Below are 13,639 nucleotides of genomic sequence, written 5' to 3'. Positions count from 1 at the left end.
CCCGAATCGGGGACGGACAGCGGGTGACCGTTCTCAGGGAGGTCGGGGTAGCCGCCGACTGCGTCGGGATTAGGGATTCAGTAGTCGTACTCCGAGTCGAGTCGATCGTTGCCGGCGCGGTCGGCGATCTCTTGGATGATCCGTTCGTCGTTCGCCGTCCGGTCGGCCGGCCGCGCGCCGGCGTACTGGAGGTTGTGGCTCTCGACTTCGCTCGAGGGCATCGTCTCCAGTCCGTCGGGCCACAGTAGCCGGGAACTGGTCGTGCTCTGTTCGATGAAATCTACGTCCGAATCGAGGGGCGGGTCCGCAGTCGTATTATCCGCACCGTAGACCGTCCCGCTGCCCTCGACGATGGACTCGCCGGGTGCCGTGACGCCGGTGTACGTATTGCCGACGAAACTCGCGGAGGCCGAGCTATCGACGTTGCTGGCCTCGTCGAAGAAGTAGGTGAGGTTGTTCGCGACGACGGTGCTCGTCTCGCTCTTGAGTCGCGGGATCCGGTTCCGGGCTTTCGCCCAGACGTTGCCCAACAGTGCCACGTTCGTGGCACCGTCACCGATGAGCGAACAGTAGTTGTGATCGGAGCCATCGCCGTAGGGGTCGTACAGCCCCTCGTAGATCAGGTTGTTCGTGTAAGTCGTCCTGTTCGTGTCGTATCCGACGGACATGCACTCGTCGGTTCCCCACGATGCCGTCACGTGATCGACAACGTTGTTCGTCGTTTCGTCTTGGGTATTGAACGCGTCGTTGCCCTGAATGTTCCCGTCGGAACCGGGGCCGATTCGCGAACGGATGTGCTGGACGACACAGTCGTTTGCATCGACTGCCACCATGCCGTTGATGAATGTTATCCCCGGGGAGGGGGCCGTCTGGCCGGCGACCCAACACTTGTCTTCGGAGACGTGTAACGTGTCGCCGCCGAGGTCGATGGTACCGCTGGTCTCGAAAACGACCACACGCGGGCCGCTCGCCTGGAACGGGCCTTCGACCGCGCTCCGGGTCGCTTCCTGAACCCTGTAGACGTCGACGTCCTCGTCTTCGAGCCACGGTGCCGGCGTCGTGAATCCGTCGGTATAGTCGTAGTATGAGCCGCCATCACTGACGCCCGCTCCGGTGGTGAACGAGCTGCTCTCACCAGTGTCGACATCACTATCGTCGGCCTCGGCGACCGCGCGGAACTCGTAGTCGGTCTCGCTCGAGAGACCGACGACGGTCCCGTCGAACGCACCGGGTTCTGTCAGCTGTTCCGCACTCGAGGTCTCCCACTCGTCGGCGGCTTCGTCTTCGTCGGCAACGGGTCGGTACTCGAAGAAGACGTCCACCGAAGACGCCCGGCCACCGAGTCGCTCGAGCCGACCGTTCAGCGTCGCCGACGTGCCGTCGGTACTGATCGGTTCGCCGGTCGTAACGACGGGACCTGTGTCCGGTTCGCCGGTAGTGAACGTGGCGACTGCGCCGGTATCAGTGCCGTCATCGCTGGCGGTGACGACGGCACGGAACTCGTAGTCGGCCTCGCTCGAGAGTTCAGTGATGTCATCACTGAATGATCCGGATGTAGACCGCGTCTGGGCGCTCGTGACCGTCCACGAATCCGCCTCGGCTTCGCGGTACTCGAAGCTGACTGTTGCCGAGGATGCCCGTCCTAGCGATTCGAGTCGGCCGGAGAGTGTCGCCGCCGTCTCGGTGATCTCCGTGGGCGAGCCCGTCGCGACAACCGGGTTCGTGTCGACGGGTGCACCGTCGTCCCCGGAGACGCTGCCGGCGACCGCGACGTTGCCGATGTCCTGGTTGTGGGTCGGCGAGATGCCGCTCAGGTCCGAGAACTCGGCTGCACAGAGGGTCCCTGTGTTGTGGCTGGTAACTGCGAGTCCGAGGAAGCCGCTCTCGAGGAGGTCGATCACGTCCGTCGAGAGAGTCGCCATGAGCGTCCAGTCCTCGCCGTCCGTCGACCCATACGCGAGGAGCGTCCCATCGGCCCGAACGAGTCGCTGGTAGGTCACGTCCATCGTTCCGCCGGAAATCTCGCTTCCGCTCTCGCCGGCGTCGGCCGTCAGACTCGTCGAGTCGCTGCCGGTTTCGGACCGCCACTGGACGGATGTCTCGTTCTCCGGCGTCCGTCGGACCATAACGGTCTTCGAATCGGCATCGAGCGTCTCGCGGAACAGCAGTCCGGCCTTGGCGTACGCGTCGGTTTCCTCGAGGGCGTCGACCGCGACGACGACGTCGAAGTCGCCGCTGACGTCGGTGAAGTAGTAGTGGCCCTCATCGGAGTGATTCCAGATGTCGGTGCCAGCACCCTCGACAACGAACCCGTCCGTCTCGTCTACCGCGGTCTCGAACATATTGGTCGACCCCCTGTCTTCGTCGCCGTCACTGGCCTCGAGGACTGCGCGGAACTCGTAGGACGTGTCGGCCTCGAGATTGCCGAGCTGATAGCTGAACGCGCTACTCGATGAGAACGTCTGGGACGGTGTGGCAGTCCACGACTGCGCGCCGTTCGCGCGGTATTCGAAGGACGCCGTCGCCGAGTCGGCTCCGCCCAGATCGTCGATGGCACCGCCGAGGCTGGCAGACGTGCCGGTGACGTTCGAGGCCGACCCCGTCGAGACGACCGGATCGGGATCGCTGCCACCACCGGTATCGCCGTCGCTGGTAGAGACGCGACCGCTGGTCTCGACATCTCCGATGTCGGTATTCTCTGCCGGCGAGAGTCCCGAGAGATTCGAGAACCTGGCGGTACAGAGCGTCCCCCGTTATGGCTCGTCACCGCGAGGCCGACGTAGGCGCTGTCGGCGAAGTCAATCGTCCCTGCCGATGGCGAGATCTCACCGATGAGCGTCCAGTCGTCGCCGTCGTTCGAGCCGTATGCTCGAATCGTATCTTCGTTCCGGACGAGACGCTGCCAGTCGGCCGTGATCGCTCCGCCCGAAACCTCGCTCTGGCCCTCGCCACTGTCCGATGTCGTGCTCTCCGTCTGGTCACCGGTGTCCGAGCGCCACTGGAACGAGGTGTCGTATTCAGGCGTCTTCCGAATCATCGCGTGTTCCTCGTTCTCCGCAAGCGACTGGCGAACCATCAGCCCGGCCTTGGCGTATCCGTCGGTATTCTCGAGCTCATCGACCCTGACCGTGATGTCGAAGTCGCCGTCGACCTCCTCGTAGTAGTAGTGGAACTCATCGGTGTCGTTCCAGATGTCGTATCCGGCCCTGTTGACCGTAATCGTCGTCGCTGCTGCCGCAGTCTCGACTGCCCCCGTCGACAGGGCGACGCTTCCCGCACCGATTGCCCGTATGAACGTCCGTCGGTTTTGTTTCGGTATATGTATGAACAATTCAATGGCTTCAGTGAAGACAAATAAGTGTGTTTAATCGAGAAGTCGGTCGAGGCGGAATCCGTTTTCCCGACGAACGGCCGAAGCGAGGGAGCAGGCGCGAGTCGTTCGCGACGAACGAGTACGTGGTTTTATCGTTGCACGGGACTCAACGCCTATCCGTGACAACGCTGGTCGTCTGCCTCGACCGGACCGACGACGTGGGCCGCAAGACCGGCCTCCGCTCGCCCGTCGTTGGCTGGGAGGCAGTCCGCGCGCTCGTGACAGACGTCGGCCTCGCGGATCCGGAGGACTCAGGCGTGAATACCTTACTCGAGTCGCTTCGGGTTGCCCAGAACTTACGCGACGAGAACGAGGAGGTCGTCGTTGCGGTCGTCTCAGGGGACCACGAATCGATGGTGTCGGCGGATCGGGCAGTCGCCAAGCAACTGGACGATCTTATTGCCGAGTACGACCCGGATTCGGCGGTCGTAGTGACCGATAGTGCAGAGGACGAACGGCTGATTCCGATCGTCGAGAGCCGCGTCCGGGTCGACTCCGTTGATCGGGTCGTCGTCCGGCAGGCTCGCGACATCGAATCGACCTACTACCTGCTCAAACAGTTCCTCGCCGACGAGGAGTTGCGCCAGACCGTCCTCGTCCCAATCGGGTTGGCCCTACTCGTCTTTCCGGTGCTCGCGATGCGAATCGGCGCCGCAGAGGGGGCGGCCGCGATTACGACCGTCATCGGCGTCTTCCTGCTCTACAAGGGGTTCAACGTCGACGAACTCCTGACCAGATTCGCCCACCAGACGCGGGAATCGCTGTACTCCGGACAGGTATCGGTCGTCACCTACGTGGTCGCTGCGGGACTGACGTTCGTCGGCCTGTTCGTCGGCGCGCTCGGCGTCTCGAACCTCGGGGAGACGCCGGGCGTAGTGATCCCGGCGACGCGGTTCGCCTTCGACAGCATTCCCTGGCTGGCGATGGCCGCGCTGACCGCCAGTGCCGGCCGACTGCTCGATGAGGCGATCGGTGACGATCCGGTCCGAACCTCCTTTCTCAACCTCCCGTTTATCGTCGTCGCGGTGAGTCTGGTCGTTCGCGGGTTCTCCGCGTACTTCCTCGAGCAACAGGGCGTGATCGATCCGTTCGTCGTCCCGGCCAACGAGTTCCTCATCTTCTCGAACGAGCGGTTCGTGATGGTCGCCGGCGAACGCCTCGCCCTGTTCGTCGTTACTGCGATCGTCATCAGCCTCGTCGGAGCGCAGGTCGCGTCCTCGCTCAGCGGCTCGAGCGAGGCCGCCGAACGGAGTGACGGCGGTTCGGAGACGGAACTCGCCAACGGTGGGACGGCGGCCAAAACGGATGTCGACCGCGAACCCGGGCCCCCGTCCGACGCGGCCGCAGATTCCGAGTCCGAACCGGTCCCGGATCGGCGCGACCCCGAACTCACCGACGGCGGAGCCGGTGCGAACGCGGGCTCCGACGCCGGTGACCAGGACCGCTGACCCGGCCCCGACTCGGTATTCATTTACCCGCGCCGAGCGACCACCGACTATGAGCGACGCAGACGGCGCATGGGTGAGCCTCTTTTCGGGCGGCAAGGACTCCTCGTGGGCGCTGTATCAGGCCCTCGAGCAGGACCTGTCGGTCGAGCGGCTGGTCACCGTTCACCCCGCGGGCGACTCGTACATGTATCACGTCCCCGCGACGGAGCTGGCCGCGCTGGCGGCCGAGAGTATCGGTATCGAACTGGTCGACGTCGAACCCGAGGACTTCGAGGCCGACGCGGCTACCGATTCGGGCACACAGGGCGACGACGAACTCGAGCCCCTTGAGGCTGCACTCGAGGACCTCGATCGCGAACTCCCGGGCGGCATCGCCGGCGTCACCGCAGGGGCCGTCGAGAGCGAGTATCAGACGAGCCGCATTCAGGGGATGTGTGACCGCCTCGAGTGCGAGCTCTTCGCCCCGCTCTGGCAGGAAGAGCCCCGCGAACTGGCCGACGCCATGCTCGAGGCCGGGTTCGAAATCGAGATTATTCAGGTCGCAGCCCACGGGTTAGACGAGTCGTGGCTCGGGCGAACGCTCGATCGGGATGCGATCGAAGACCTCGAGGACCTCCACGAGGAGTACGGCGTCCACATTCTGGGTGAGGGCGGTGAGTTCGAGACGTTCGTGGTTGACGGGCCGCACATGGATCAGCGGATCGACCTCGAGTACGAACGCGAGTGGGAAGGGACACGGGGGCGACTGCGGATCACGGATGCGCGGTTAGAATATAGTAGCCACTGAAACGATTTACATACTGATCGCAACGCTGTCGTGCGATCAGATGTGCAATGACTTTCAGTGGCTACTATAGCTATTGTACCGCGAGTGAGCGGGGGCGCGGCGCGAAGCGCCGCGAAACGGCGAACGGCCATCGGCCGTGAGCCAGTGAACGAGCGGAGTTTTTTGGTCCAGATTTTTGCGCGATGGGTGAGGGAGCGAAGTGACCGAACCCGAGCGGAAAAAGGTGGTTCTGAGACGTTCGTGGTTGACTGGCCTCATATGGATCGGCGGATCGGCCTTGAGTACGAGCGCGAGTGGGAGGGGACGCGGGGGCAACTGCGGATCACGGATGCGCAGCTGGAGTAACGGTTATCGTACCGCAAGTGAGCGGACGCGGGCGATTGTAGAGTACAAGGGTCGTATAGAATTTGCCTTACGGATATAGTTTCGACGGCCAGTTCGACGAAGTAGTCCGTAGCGGTGTGACTGGAGCAGTGGATTCTAGTGGAAGTGAGTGAAGAGAAGTGTCCTGCTACCGTAGCAACAGGGAATCGCCACGCCCTCCCCAACCGATTCGATCGCTGCTCACGGTTCCCGTCGGTCACCGTTCGCTTTCCGAGGGGTTCACTTCGTTCACCCCTCGCACCGCTCGCTCATCCCTCGCACGGCTTCGGGCTGCGGTTCGTCACTGACTCACCGCAGCACAGCGTGCGCCACCGCAGCCGATTGGCCAGTTCGGCATGATATGTAACACATCTATACTGAGTGATTCGGTGGCTCGCACATACGGGATGAGAACCGTTCTCTGACACTGGGTATGGATGCACGACTCGAGTTGGCGTTGGGAGACGTTTCGAGTGACGGGCCAACCGCTATGCGCCCGTGCGTCGACAGTCCAGCTATGATCGAGACCGACCGAGACCTATTCGTCCGAGAGCTGCGGGAACTCTACCACATCGAGCGCGAACTCGAGGAGCTCCAGTCGGGGCTGGCGGAGGCCGCGACCGACGAGGAGCTCGAGGAGTTCTTTATGGCTCACAGCGAGGCCACGACCGAGCAAATCGGCCGGATCGAACCGCTCTTCGACGCGATCGAAGCCGAACCCGCACCGGTCAAGAACCCGGCACTCGAGGGACTGCGAACCGACCGCGAGGAGATAATTGACGATCTGAATGATCCGGTGCTCGGCGACATCGTCGAGACGGAACTTGGGCGTGGGATCGAACGCCTCGAGATCACGAAACTCGAGACGCTGTTGACGCTCGCCGATCGGATGAACTTGCCCGAGGAAATCGTCGACCCACTCGAGACGACGAAGGCGGAAGCCGAGAACGGACTCGCGGAAGTCAGGGAATTAACGGCCTGAGTCAGTCGCTCGCGACCGAGCAACCGTCGAACCGATGCCACGCCGGTGGATGTCGCTGATCGCCTCGCGGTCGTCCGCGTCCGCCCCGATCCACCACGCGAGGCGGTCGATCTCGAGTGGCGTGTACGACGATTTGATCGCTAGCCACTCGCCGGACGCGATCGTCCCCAGGGCCGTCGCAGTATCGAGCGGCGACGACGCAAGGTCGTCGTCGACGGCGTCGATCAGGTCGACGACCGCCGCCACGGGTCTGATTGTCTCGACGCCGGCAAGCTGGCGCAGATACTGGAACGTCGAGGGGCCGACGCCGGCGATCGAGCCGATGGGGTCCTCGTCGTACCGGTAGTGATCCGCTGTCTTCGCCCATGCGAGCAGCGCATCTAGGTCGTCGGGTTCCGGCCGGTCGGCGAGGACGCGGGCGGCCTCGAGCAGAACGTGGCGCTTTCGCTCGGCACCGAAGGCGGCCACGAGTTCGTCGTCCTCGCGGTCGAGCGCAGCGAGGTCCCGAAACGAGTTGATGCGGTCGGTCGCAATGAACGCGTCGTGAAATCGGGTGACGGTGGGCTCGATGCCGCCGAGAAAGCGCTGGCCGGTAGTCGACGCGGCGGCCTCGGCGAGGAGCAAGGACGGCTCGTCACCGGTCCAGCGCCGGTACTCACGGAACTCGGCCGCGAGTTCCTCGCAGGGAACGCCGTCGGCGTAGCGCTCGAGGACCATCTGCACCGTCTGGTCGGTGGTCATACGCGTTGTTCATACATATCATATGGGAGACTCATAGCTGTGTCGACCGGTTCGGCTCACGACTGGCTGACTAACGAATAACGCTGTACTATGGTACGCATGAGGAAGAGCAGTTGTCACTCCCCTCGAGAACACGGTGATCGTGAGGAACCGGGAACCAGTCTACGTGTCCGTTCCGTTCGTGATCGTCGTATGCGCGCCGATGAGCGCCCCCGCGAGATCCAGGTCCTCGATATGCGTCCCTTGATCGATGATCGAGCGCCGGATATCGCCGTTTTGCACCGTCGCATCCGGGAAAATGATCGTGTGCTCGAGGGCGGTTCCCTCGAGGGTCGCGCCGTCCATGACGTGGACGTTCTCGCCGATCGCGGCGTCTTCTAGCGTCGCCGAGTCGGCGACCAGGGAGTCGCCGTCCAAGTGCCAGGCGACGGCGTCAAGGTAGCTCTCGGGGGTGCCGATGTCGAACCACGCGCCCTCGAAGGTGTAGGCGTAGGTGTCCTCGCGGTTCTGGAGCCACTGGACGAACCAGCCCGGTTCGTCGGGGTTGTTCCCGTCCTCGAGGTAGGTCGGGAGGAGGGAAAGCGAGTCCTGTGGGAATGCATAGCAGGCGATCGAGACGAGCGTGCTCTTGGGATCGTCGGGTTTCTCCTGAAAGTCGACGACGCGGTCGCCCTCGAGTTCGACCAGCCCGTAGGACGTAGCTTTCTCGCGGGAGCCGACGTCGTAGGCGGCGAGCGTAGGTGCGTCTCGTTCCTGGAAGTCGTCGAGGAACTCGGCGATGTCGAAGCTGATCAGGTTGTCGCCGGCGATGATCAGCAGGTCGTCGTCGACGTTCTCGCGATCAATCAGCTGGGCGAGGGCACCGACGACGCCAAACTTGTCGTTTTCTTCGGTCGTGTCCTCGACCGAGAGTGTTGGCTTGTCGAACTCGCTGTCGGCGAGGTGGGCCTCGAAGTCGGGCGCGAACCGCTCGTTCGTGCTGACGTAGACCTCCTCGATTCGGTCGTCAGCCTCGAGCTCCGCGAAGATGCGATCGATGACGGTCGACTCACCGATCGGGAGGAACATCTTGGGCCGATGTTTGGTAATCGGCCACATTCGCGTCGCGTACCCGCCTGCAAGGACGACGGCCTTCATGGACCGGACTTCACTTGGGGGCGGTAAGTTACTTGCCCTTTCACCGGACTCGAAACCGTCGACTCGATCGGGCAGTCGAATCACTGCGCCGACCGACAGCCGGGAGTATAAATGCGAGACCCTCGTGAGCCAACGTATGCGCGAGGCCGACGAAACGACGCGACAAAAACTCGCCGACACCCTCCGTGTCGAACCGGCGACGCCGAGCGAACTCGCGACGCAACTCGATCTCACGCCACACGCAGTGGTCCGCCACGTTGAACACGTCTCCCGGTCAGTCGACGGAACGGACGAACGGCTGCTCGTCGCGCCGCCGACCTGTCGGGACTGCGGATTCGACGACTACGACGACCTGCTGAACCTCCCCTCGCGGTGTCCCGACTGTAAGAGCGAGTCGATCGACGAGCCGACGTTCACCATCGAGTGACCACCGACAGTCATCGACGGCGGACTATCAGCCCCCTCTATAATTCCGATTCCGATCCGATACTAATATTTACGGTGCAAGCGAGAACCCGATACGAACCCTCGAGCGAACGGCGCTCCATATCCGACCGACGGCGACTGTCGTCCGTTCGCCGTCACGACCGTTCGACTCGAGACCTACGGAGCACATATGACTTCCAGATCCCACCCGGAGTGTGACTGCGTCGAGTCCGTACAGACAGTCCTTGACTGGCTCGACGAGCACGACGGGGCTGACGCGTCGGCCGAGTCACTCGACGATGCCTTCGCTCTCCTCGCCGACCAGCGCCGCCGGCTGTTGCTGGCGGTCATGCGTACCTACGACGAGGAACTAACGCTGCCGGACGCGGCCGAGGAGGTCGCCGTTCGTGAAACGGGCCACAGCGTGGCGAACATCTCGGCCGAACGGGTCAGAGAGGTGTATCTCTCACTCTATCACGATCACCTGCCGCGGCTCGTCGACGCGGGCCTGATCGAGTACGATCAGGAACGGGACTTGGTCGCTCCGGATGCAGTCTAGAACTCCACGTTCGAGGTTGAGGCCCGATCGAGCTCGTCGCTCTCGAGCGGGCCGGGTCCGACGAACTCGTACTCTTCGTCGGTCAAGTAGACGCCGCCGTCCGAGACGGTTACCTCGAGATCGGTGAGATACGCCCCCTCACAGGGGCCGAAGGTACAGTGCCCGGAGTCGGCCTCGAAGTACGCGCCATGGTTCGTACAGATGAGTTCACCGTCGCGCATCGGCGCACCCGAGCCCTTGTCCAGTTTGATATGCGTGAGATGTTGACAGTAGTTCAGCCAACAGGCAATTCCATCGCTGTCAGCGTCCGTCTCCGAATCTGTCGGTTCGCCGCCGTCCGTTGCTGTCACCCCGTCGGCGACGAGAATCGCTTCCTGTTCCTCGCCCGATTCGTCGGCGACACGAAAGAGAAACGTCGAGTCGTCGGGGACGTCCGCGAGCGCCGTAATCCGTCCTGCGTCCATCACCCGCCGCTTATCGGTCGGCCGTCCTGAACGTTACGACCAGCAGCGAGCAACTGTCTGACTGAGTTTTAACCCCCTCTCTCCCAAACGCCGTCTATGGACTCGCTTCTCATCTACGGCTCCTACGGCTACACGGGGCGGCTGATCGCGCGCGAGGCCGTCGCACGGGGTGGCTCCCCCGTTGTCGCCGGCCGCGACGGCCGCGCGGTCGCCGCGCAAGCCGACGACCTCGGTGTCGAAGGGCAGACCTTCGCCCTCGAGTCGGCGGCGCTCGACGCTCGCGTTGCTCCCTTCGATGCGGTTTTGAACTGTGCCGGACCGTTCGCCGAGACGGCCGAACCGCTGGTCGAGGCCTGTCTCGAGACGAACACGGACTATCTGGACATCACTGGCGAGTTCTCCGTCTTCGAGCGGCTCCGCCAGCGAGATCCCGCGGCTCGCGAGGCGGAGATCACGCTGCTCCCCGGCGTCGGCTTCGACGTCGTGCCGTCGGACTGTCTGGCAGCGTTTCTCAACGACCGGCTTCCCGACGCAGATCGGCTGACGCTCGGGATCAAAGGCGGTGGTGGCCTTTCGCGGGGAACCGCCCGGACGCTCGTCGACCAACTCGGAAGCGGCGGCGTCATTCGTCGAAACGGGCGGCTCATTCAGGTGCCGACCGCGTTCCGAACCCGCGAGGTCGACTTCGGCGACGGCCCCGAACACGCCGTCACGATTCCGTGGGGCGACGTCGTCACCGCGGCCCACAGCACCGGCATCGAATCGGTCGAGGTCTACGCCGCCGCGCCACCGTTGGCGAGCCGAGCCCTCTCGGCTGTCGATTCTCTCGCATGGCTCCTCGAGCGCCGGCCCGTCAAGGGGCTCCTGAACCGACTGATCGACGCCCGTCTCGACGGCCCGGAGGAACGGGAACTCGCGACCGGCAGTGCCGTCGTCTGGGGCGAAGTCATCGACGAGGCCACCGATCGGCAGGCACAGGCCCGGCTCCGAACGCCGAACCCCTACGCGCTCACCGCCGAATCGGCGGTGACGGCCGCCGAGCGGGTGCTCGAGGGTGACGACGGGATCCCGGCCGGCTTCCAGACGCCGGCGTCGGCATTCGGGAGCGAGTTTGTGCTCGAGCTTTCGGGGACGGAACGGGAACTCGTGGACGCGCCGGCGGAATCTGGCGAGGTGAACCGACCGGTCGCCGAGTCCGACGACTGAGTAGCTCATCGCTATCGCGTCGAATCTCACGGCGCAGAACCGGAATCGAAACCGTTCAGTCACTGAATAGATTTTTATCCTCCCGTTCGTGTCACTCGGTATAGATGTCCTCCACCCAGCCGGCCCTTCGCGACCGGTTCCGTGACGATCTCCGCTCCGGATCCCTACCGGTCCTGCTCACGGCGGTCCCGATCGCAATGGTGGTTGGCATGGGCAGCGCGTGGTACTGGGGCGAGTTTGCAGCCGGCTTTCTCCTGCTCGTCACGATCGGTGTGCTCGTCCCCTCCGCACACGAAGAGTACGGGCCACGAGGTCAGTCGTGGTCGCGAGACGCCCTGTGGACGATCGTCGCATCGGCTATCGCCACCGGCCTGTTCGCGGGCGGCTATCTGCTCGCCGGAACCTTGCTCACCAAGTCGATCTACCGCGCGATGATCGCGTTCCTGTGGACGTACCTCAGTGGCGGGTCCCTGCTCTGGCTGCGTCGACGGGGTCAGTGATCGCTCTCGTTCCTACCGGTAACACGACTCCTCGACGCGAGCATCGTACAGATGTGACAGTCGATCCGTTACGGGGCCGCCACCGATTTCCTGCCCGTCGAGCGTCGCGATCGGACGCAGTTCCCAGGTTCGATTCGTGAGAAACGCCTCGTCGGCCTCGAGTACGTCTGCCCGCTCGTACCGTCCCTCGCGGACCGAGATTCCGGCGTCGCGAGCCAGTTCGAGCACGATGTCGCGGGTGATTCCTGGTAGCACGGGTCCGTCGGTTGTCGGCGTGTGGAGCGTACCATCGCGGACGAACCACAGGTTGCTCGTAGCCCCCTCCGTGACTTGCCCCTCGAGGTCGCACATGAGCGCTTCGTCCGCATCGTCTCCGAGTTCAGTGCGTGCGAGAATCCCGTTCAGGTAGTTGTGGGTCTTCGCCGCGGCCGGGACCGCCTCGTCGGGGATCCGTCGCGTCTCGACCGTCTCGACCGTCACCGGGCCGTCCCAGACCGGGTCGCCCTCGAGGCCGCCCCGCGGAAGTGGTTTGACGTAAACGACGACTGTCGGATCGACCGCTGGCTGGGGCGTGAGTTTCCCCGGTTGAACGCCGCGAGTAATCGAGAGGCGGACGTAGGCGTCCGCGAGGTCGTTCGCCGCAAGCGTCTCATCGATCCGCTCTCGGAGAGCCGCGGCCGACAGTCCGTGCTCGAGCGAGAGTGTCTCGCAGGTTCGCTCGAGGCGCTCGAGGTGGGCGTCCCACGCGAAGATCGTCCCGCCGTAGGCGCGCAGCGTCTCGAAGGCGGCGTCGCCGTACCGGAAGCCCCGATCGTCGACGCTGACGGTGGCCTCGCCGGCGGGCACGAGGTCGCCGTCGACATGGTAGCGCAAATCGTTACTCATCCCGGGCCTCCTTGCTCCGTTCGTCATGTGCCGCCGCGTTTCGATCGGTCGCCGCGGCGAACTGACAGAAGTTCGCGATCAGTTGCTTACCCAGTTCGAGCGAGATACCGTCCCCGCGTGCAGCGTCCTCGTGGCCGCGCGTGAGGATGCTTTCGGGGTGGAACTGCACGCCGACGTGGGGTTTCTCGCGATGGCGAACCGCCATCAGGACGCCGCGCTCGTCGGTCGTTCGGGCGGTCTCCTCAAGCGGGGCTGGCAGATCTGCGCGGTTGACCGCCAGCGAGTGGTAGCGACCGACCTGAAACGTCGACGGGAGCCCGTCGAACAGGCCCTCGCCATCGTGGCTGACCGTCGACGGCTTTCCGTGGACAACTTCGGATGCGTGGACGACCGGTGCACCGTTCGCCGCACACAGCGCTTGATGGCCGAGACAGACGCCCAGAATTGGGAACTCGGTTTCGGCGAACAGGGGAACGGAGACGCCTGCCTCTTGCGGGGTTCCGGGTCCCGGCGAGACGACGATTCCGGTCGGCTCGAGGTCGCGAACACCTGCGAGATCGATTTCGTCGTTTCGCCGGACGAGCACCTCGTCCGCGACTTCGCCGACGTACTGGACGAGGTTGTAGGCGAACGAGTCGTAGTTGTCGACGACAAGCAACCTTTTGCTGCGGTCACTCGCTGACGCTCGTTCCCTGGCAAAACGTTGATGAAAACCCTGCCTCCCTCCCTCCGGTCGGTCGTTGGGCCGCTCACTTGCGTTCGCTCGTT

At 64.0% G+C, this 13,639-nt stretch carries 14 protein-coding genes and 1 pseudogene; 8 read left to right on the top strand and 7 right to left on the bottom strand.

The window, feature by feature from the left end:
• Positions 1–77 precede the first annotated feature (77 nt).
• Positions 78–2,342 carry a DUF1349 domain-containing protein gene (locus K6I40_RS15960; protein ID WP_222919999.1) on the bottom strand — a complete coding sequence of 755 codons (2,265 nt, stop codon included), beginning with the start codon at positions 2,340–2,342 and terminating at the stop codon, positions 78–80.
• Positions 2,324–3,331 carry a DUF1349 domain-containing protein gene (locus K6I40_RS15955; protein WP_222919998.1) on the bottom strand — a complete coding sequence of 336 codons (1,008 nt, stop codon included), beginning with the start codon at positions 3,329–3,331 and terminating at the stop codon, positions 2,324–2,326. Before K6I40_RS15955 ends, K6I40_RS15960 begins: the two co-directional genes overlap by 19 nt.
• Positions 3,332–3,492: 161 nt before the next feature.
• On the opposite strand from K6I40_RS15955, the gene K6I40_RS15950 reads away from it, so the two are divergent.
• The 4 genes and pseudogenes from K6I40_RS15950 to K6I40_RS15935 all read left to right on the top strand — a co-directional run bounded on the left by K6I40_RS15950 (position 3,493) and on the right by K6I40_RS15935 (position 6,953).
• Positions 3,493–4,821, top strand: coding sequence for a DUF373 family protein (locus K6I40_RS15950; RefSeq protein ID WP_222919997.1), 1,329 nt, complete (start codon positions 3,493–3,495; stop codon positions 4,819–4,821).
• Between the two features lie 49 nt (positions 4,822–4,870).
• A complete protein-coding gene (locus K6I40_RS15945) occupies positions 4,871–5,608 on the top strand; it encodes a diphthine--ammonia ligase (RefSeq protein ID WP_222919996.1) in 738 nt (245 codons plus the stop codon).
• A 231-nt stretch (positions 5,609–5,839) separates the two neighbouring features.
• Positions 5,840–5,953 (top strand): annotated as a pseudogene (locus tag K6I40_RS15940) (ATP-binding protein); the annotation flags it as partial.
• A 535-nt stretch (positions 5,954–6,488) separates the two neighbouring features.
• On the top strand, positions 6,489–6,953 hold the full coding sequence (locus K6I40_RS15935; RefSeq protein ID WP_222919995.1) for a DUF892 family protein: 465 nt from the start codon (positions 6,489–6,491) through the stop codon (positions 6,951–6,953).
• Here the strand turns inward: K6I40_RS15935 and K6I40_RS15930 are convergent.
• Both K6I40_RS15930 and K6I40_RS15925 read right to left on the bottom strand, forming a co-directional pair.
• Complete coding sequence (locus K6I40_RS15930) at positions 6,942–7,694, bottom strand: hypothetical protein (RefSeq protein WP_222919994.1); 753 nt, start codon at positions 7,692–7,694, stop codon at positions 6,942–6,944. The two genes, K6I40_RS15935 and K6I40_RS15930, sit on opposite strands and share 12 nt — an antisense overlap.
• A gap of 162 nt (positions 7,695–7,856) precedes the next feature.
• Positions 7,857–8,831, bottom strand: a complete 975-nt coding sequence (locus K6I40_RS15925) for an NDP-sugar synthase (protein WP_222919993.1) — start codon at positions 8,829–8,831, stop codon at positions 7,857–7,859.
• A 136-nt stretch (positions 8,832–8,967) separates the two neighbouring features.
• Here K6I40_RS15925 and K6I40_RS15920 point away from each other — a divergent pair, with 136 nt between their 5' ends.
• Together K6I40_RS15920 and K6I40_RS15915 are read left to right on the top strand one after the other, a co-directional pair.
• Positions 8,968–9,258, top strand: coding sequence for a transcriptional regulator (locus tag K6I40_RS15920; protein ID WP_222919992.1), 291 nt, complete (start codon positions 8,968–8,970; stop codon positions 9,256–9,258).
• Positions 9,259–9,447: 189 nt separating this feature from the next.
• Positions 9,448–9,816 (top strand): hypothetical protein, encoded by a 369-nt coding sequence (locus K6I40_RS15915; RefSeq protein WP_222919991.1) that lies wholly within the window; start codon positions 9,448–9,450, stop codon positions 9,814–9,816.
• On the opposite strand, the gene K6I40_RS15910 is transcribed toward K6I40_RS15915, so the two are convergent.
• Complete coding sequence (locus tag K6I40_RS15910) at positions 9,813–10,280, bottom strand: Rieske 2Fe-2S domain-containing protein (RefSeq protein WP_222919990.1); 468 nt, start codon at positions 10,278–10,280, stop codon at positions 9,813–9,815. The genes K6I40_RS15915 and K6I40_RS15910 overlap by 4 nt on opposite strands.
• Before the next feature lie 96 nt (positions 10,281–10,376).
• Here K6I40_RS15910 and K6I40_RS15905 point away from each other — a divergent pair, with 96 nt between their 5' ends.
• Positions 10,377–11,486, top strand: a complete 1,110-nt coding sequence (locus K6I40_RS15905; RefSeq protein WP_222919989.1) for a saccharopine dehydrogenase NADP-binding domain-containing protein — start codon at positions 10,377–10,379, stop codon at positions 11,484–11,486.
• Between the two features lie 104 nt (positions 11,487–11,590).
• A complete protein-coding gene (locus K6I40_RS15900; protein WP_222919988.1) occupies positions 11,591–11,986 on the top strand; it encodes a hypothetical protein in 396 nt (131 codons plus the stop codon).
• Positions 11,987–11,998: 12 nt separating this feature from the next.
• Here the strand turns inward: K6I40_RS15900 and K6I40_RS15895 are convergent, their stop codons facing one another.
• Both K6I40_RS15895 and K6I40_RS15890 read right to left on the bottom strand, forming a co-directional pair.
• Positions 11,999–12,871 carry an aminotransferase class IV gene (locus tag K6I40_RS15895; RefSeq protein WP_222919987.1) on the bottom strand — a complete coding sequence of 291 codons (873 nt, stop codon included), beginning with the start codon at positions 12,869–12,871 and terminating at the stop codon, positions 11,999–12,001.
• A complete protein-coding gene (locus tag K6I40_RS15890) occupies positions 12,864–13,529 on the bottom strand; it encodes an aminodeoxychorismate/anthranilate synthase component II (protein WP_255682148.1) in 666 nt (221 codons plus the stop codon). The genes K6I40_RS15895 and K6I40_RS15890 overlap by 8 nt, the downstream gene beginning before the upstream one ends.
• Positions 13,530–13,639 lie beyond the last annotated feature (110 nt).

The sequence above is a fragment of the Natrinema sp. SYSU A 869 genome (assembly GCF_019879105.1).
Taxonomy (GTDB): domain Archaea; phylum Halobacteriota; class Halobacteria; order Halobacteriales; family Natrialbaceae; genus Natrinema.
The sequence above is the reverse complement of the archived record's forward strand: the minus strand, read 5'-3'. Positions and strand labels throughout refer to the sequence as shown.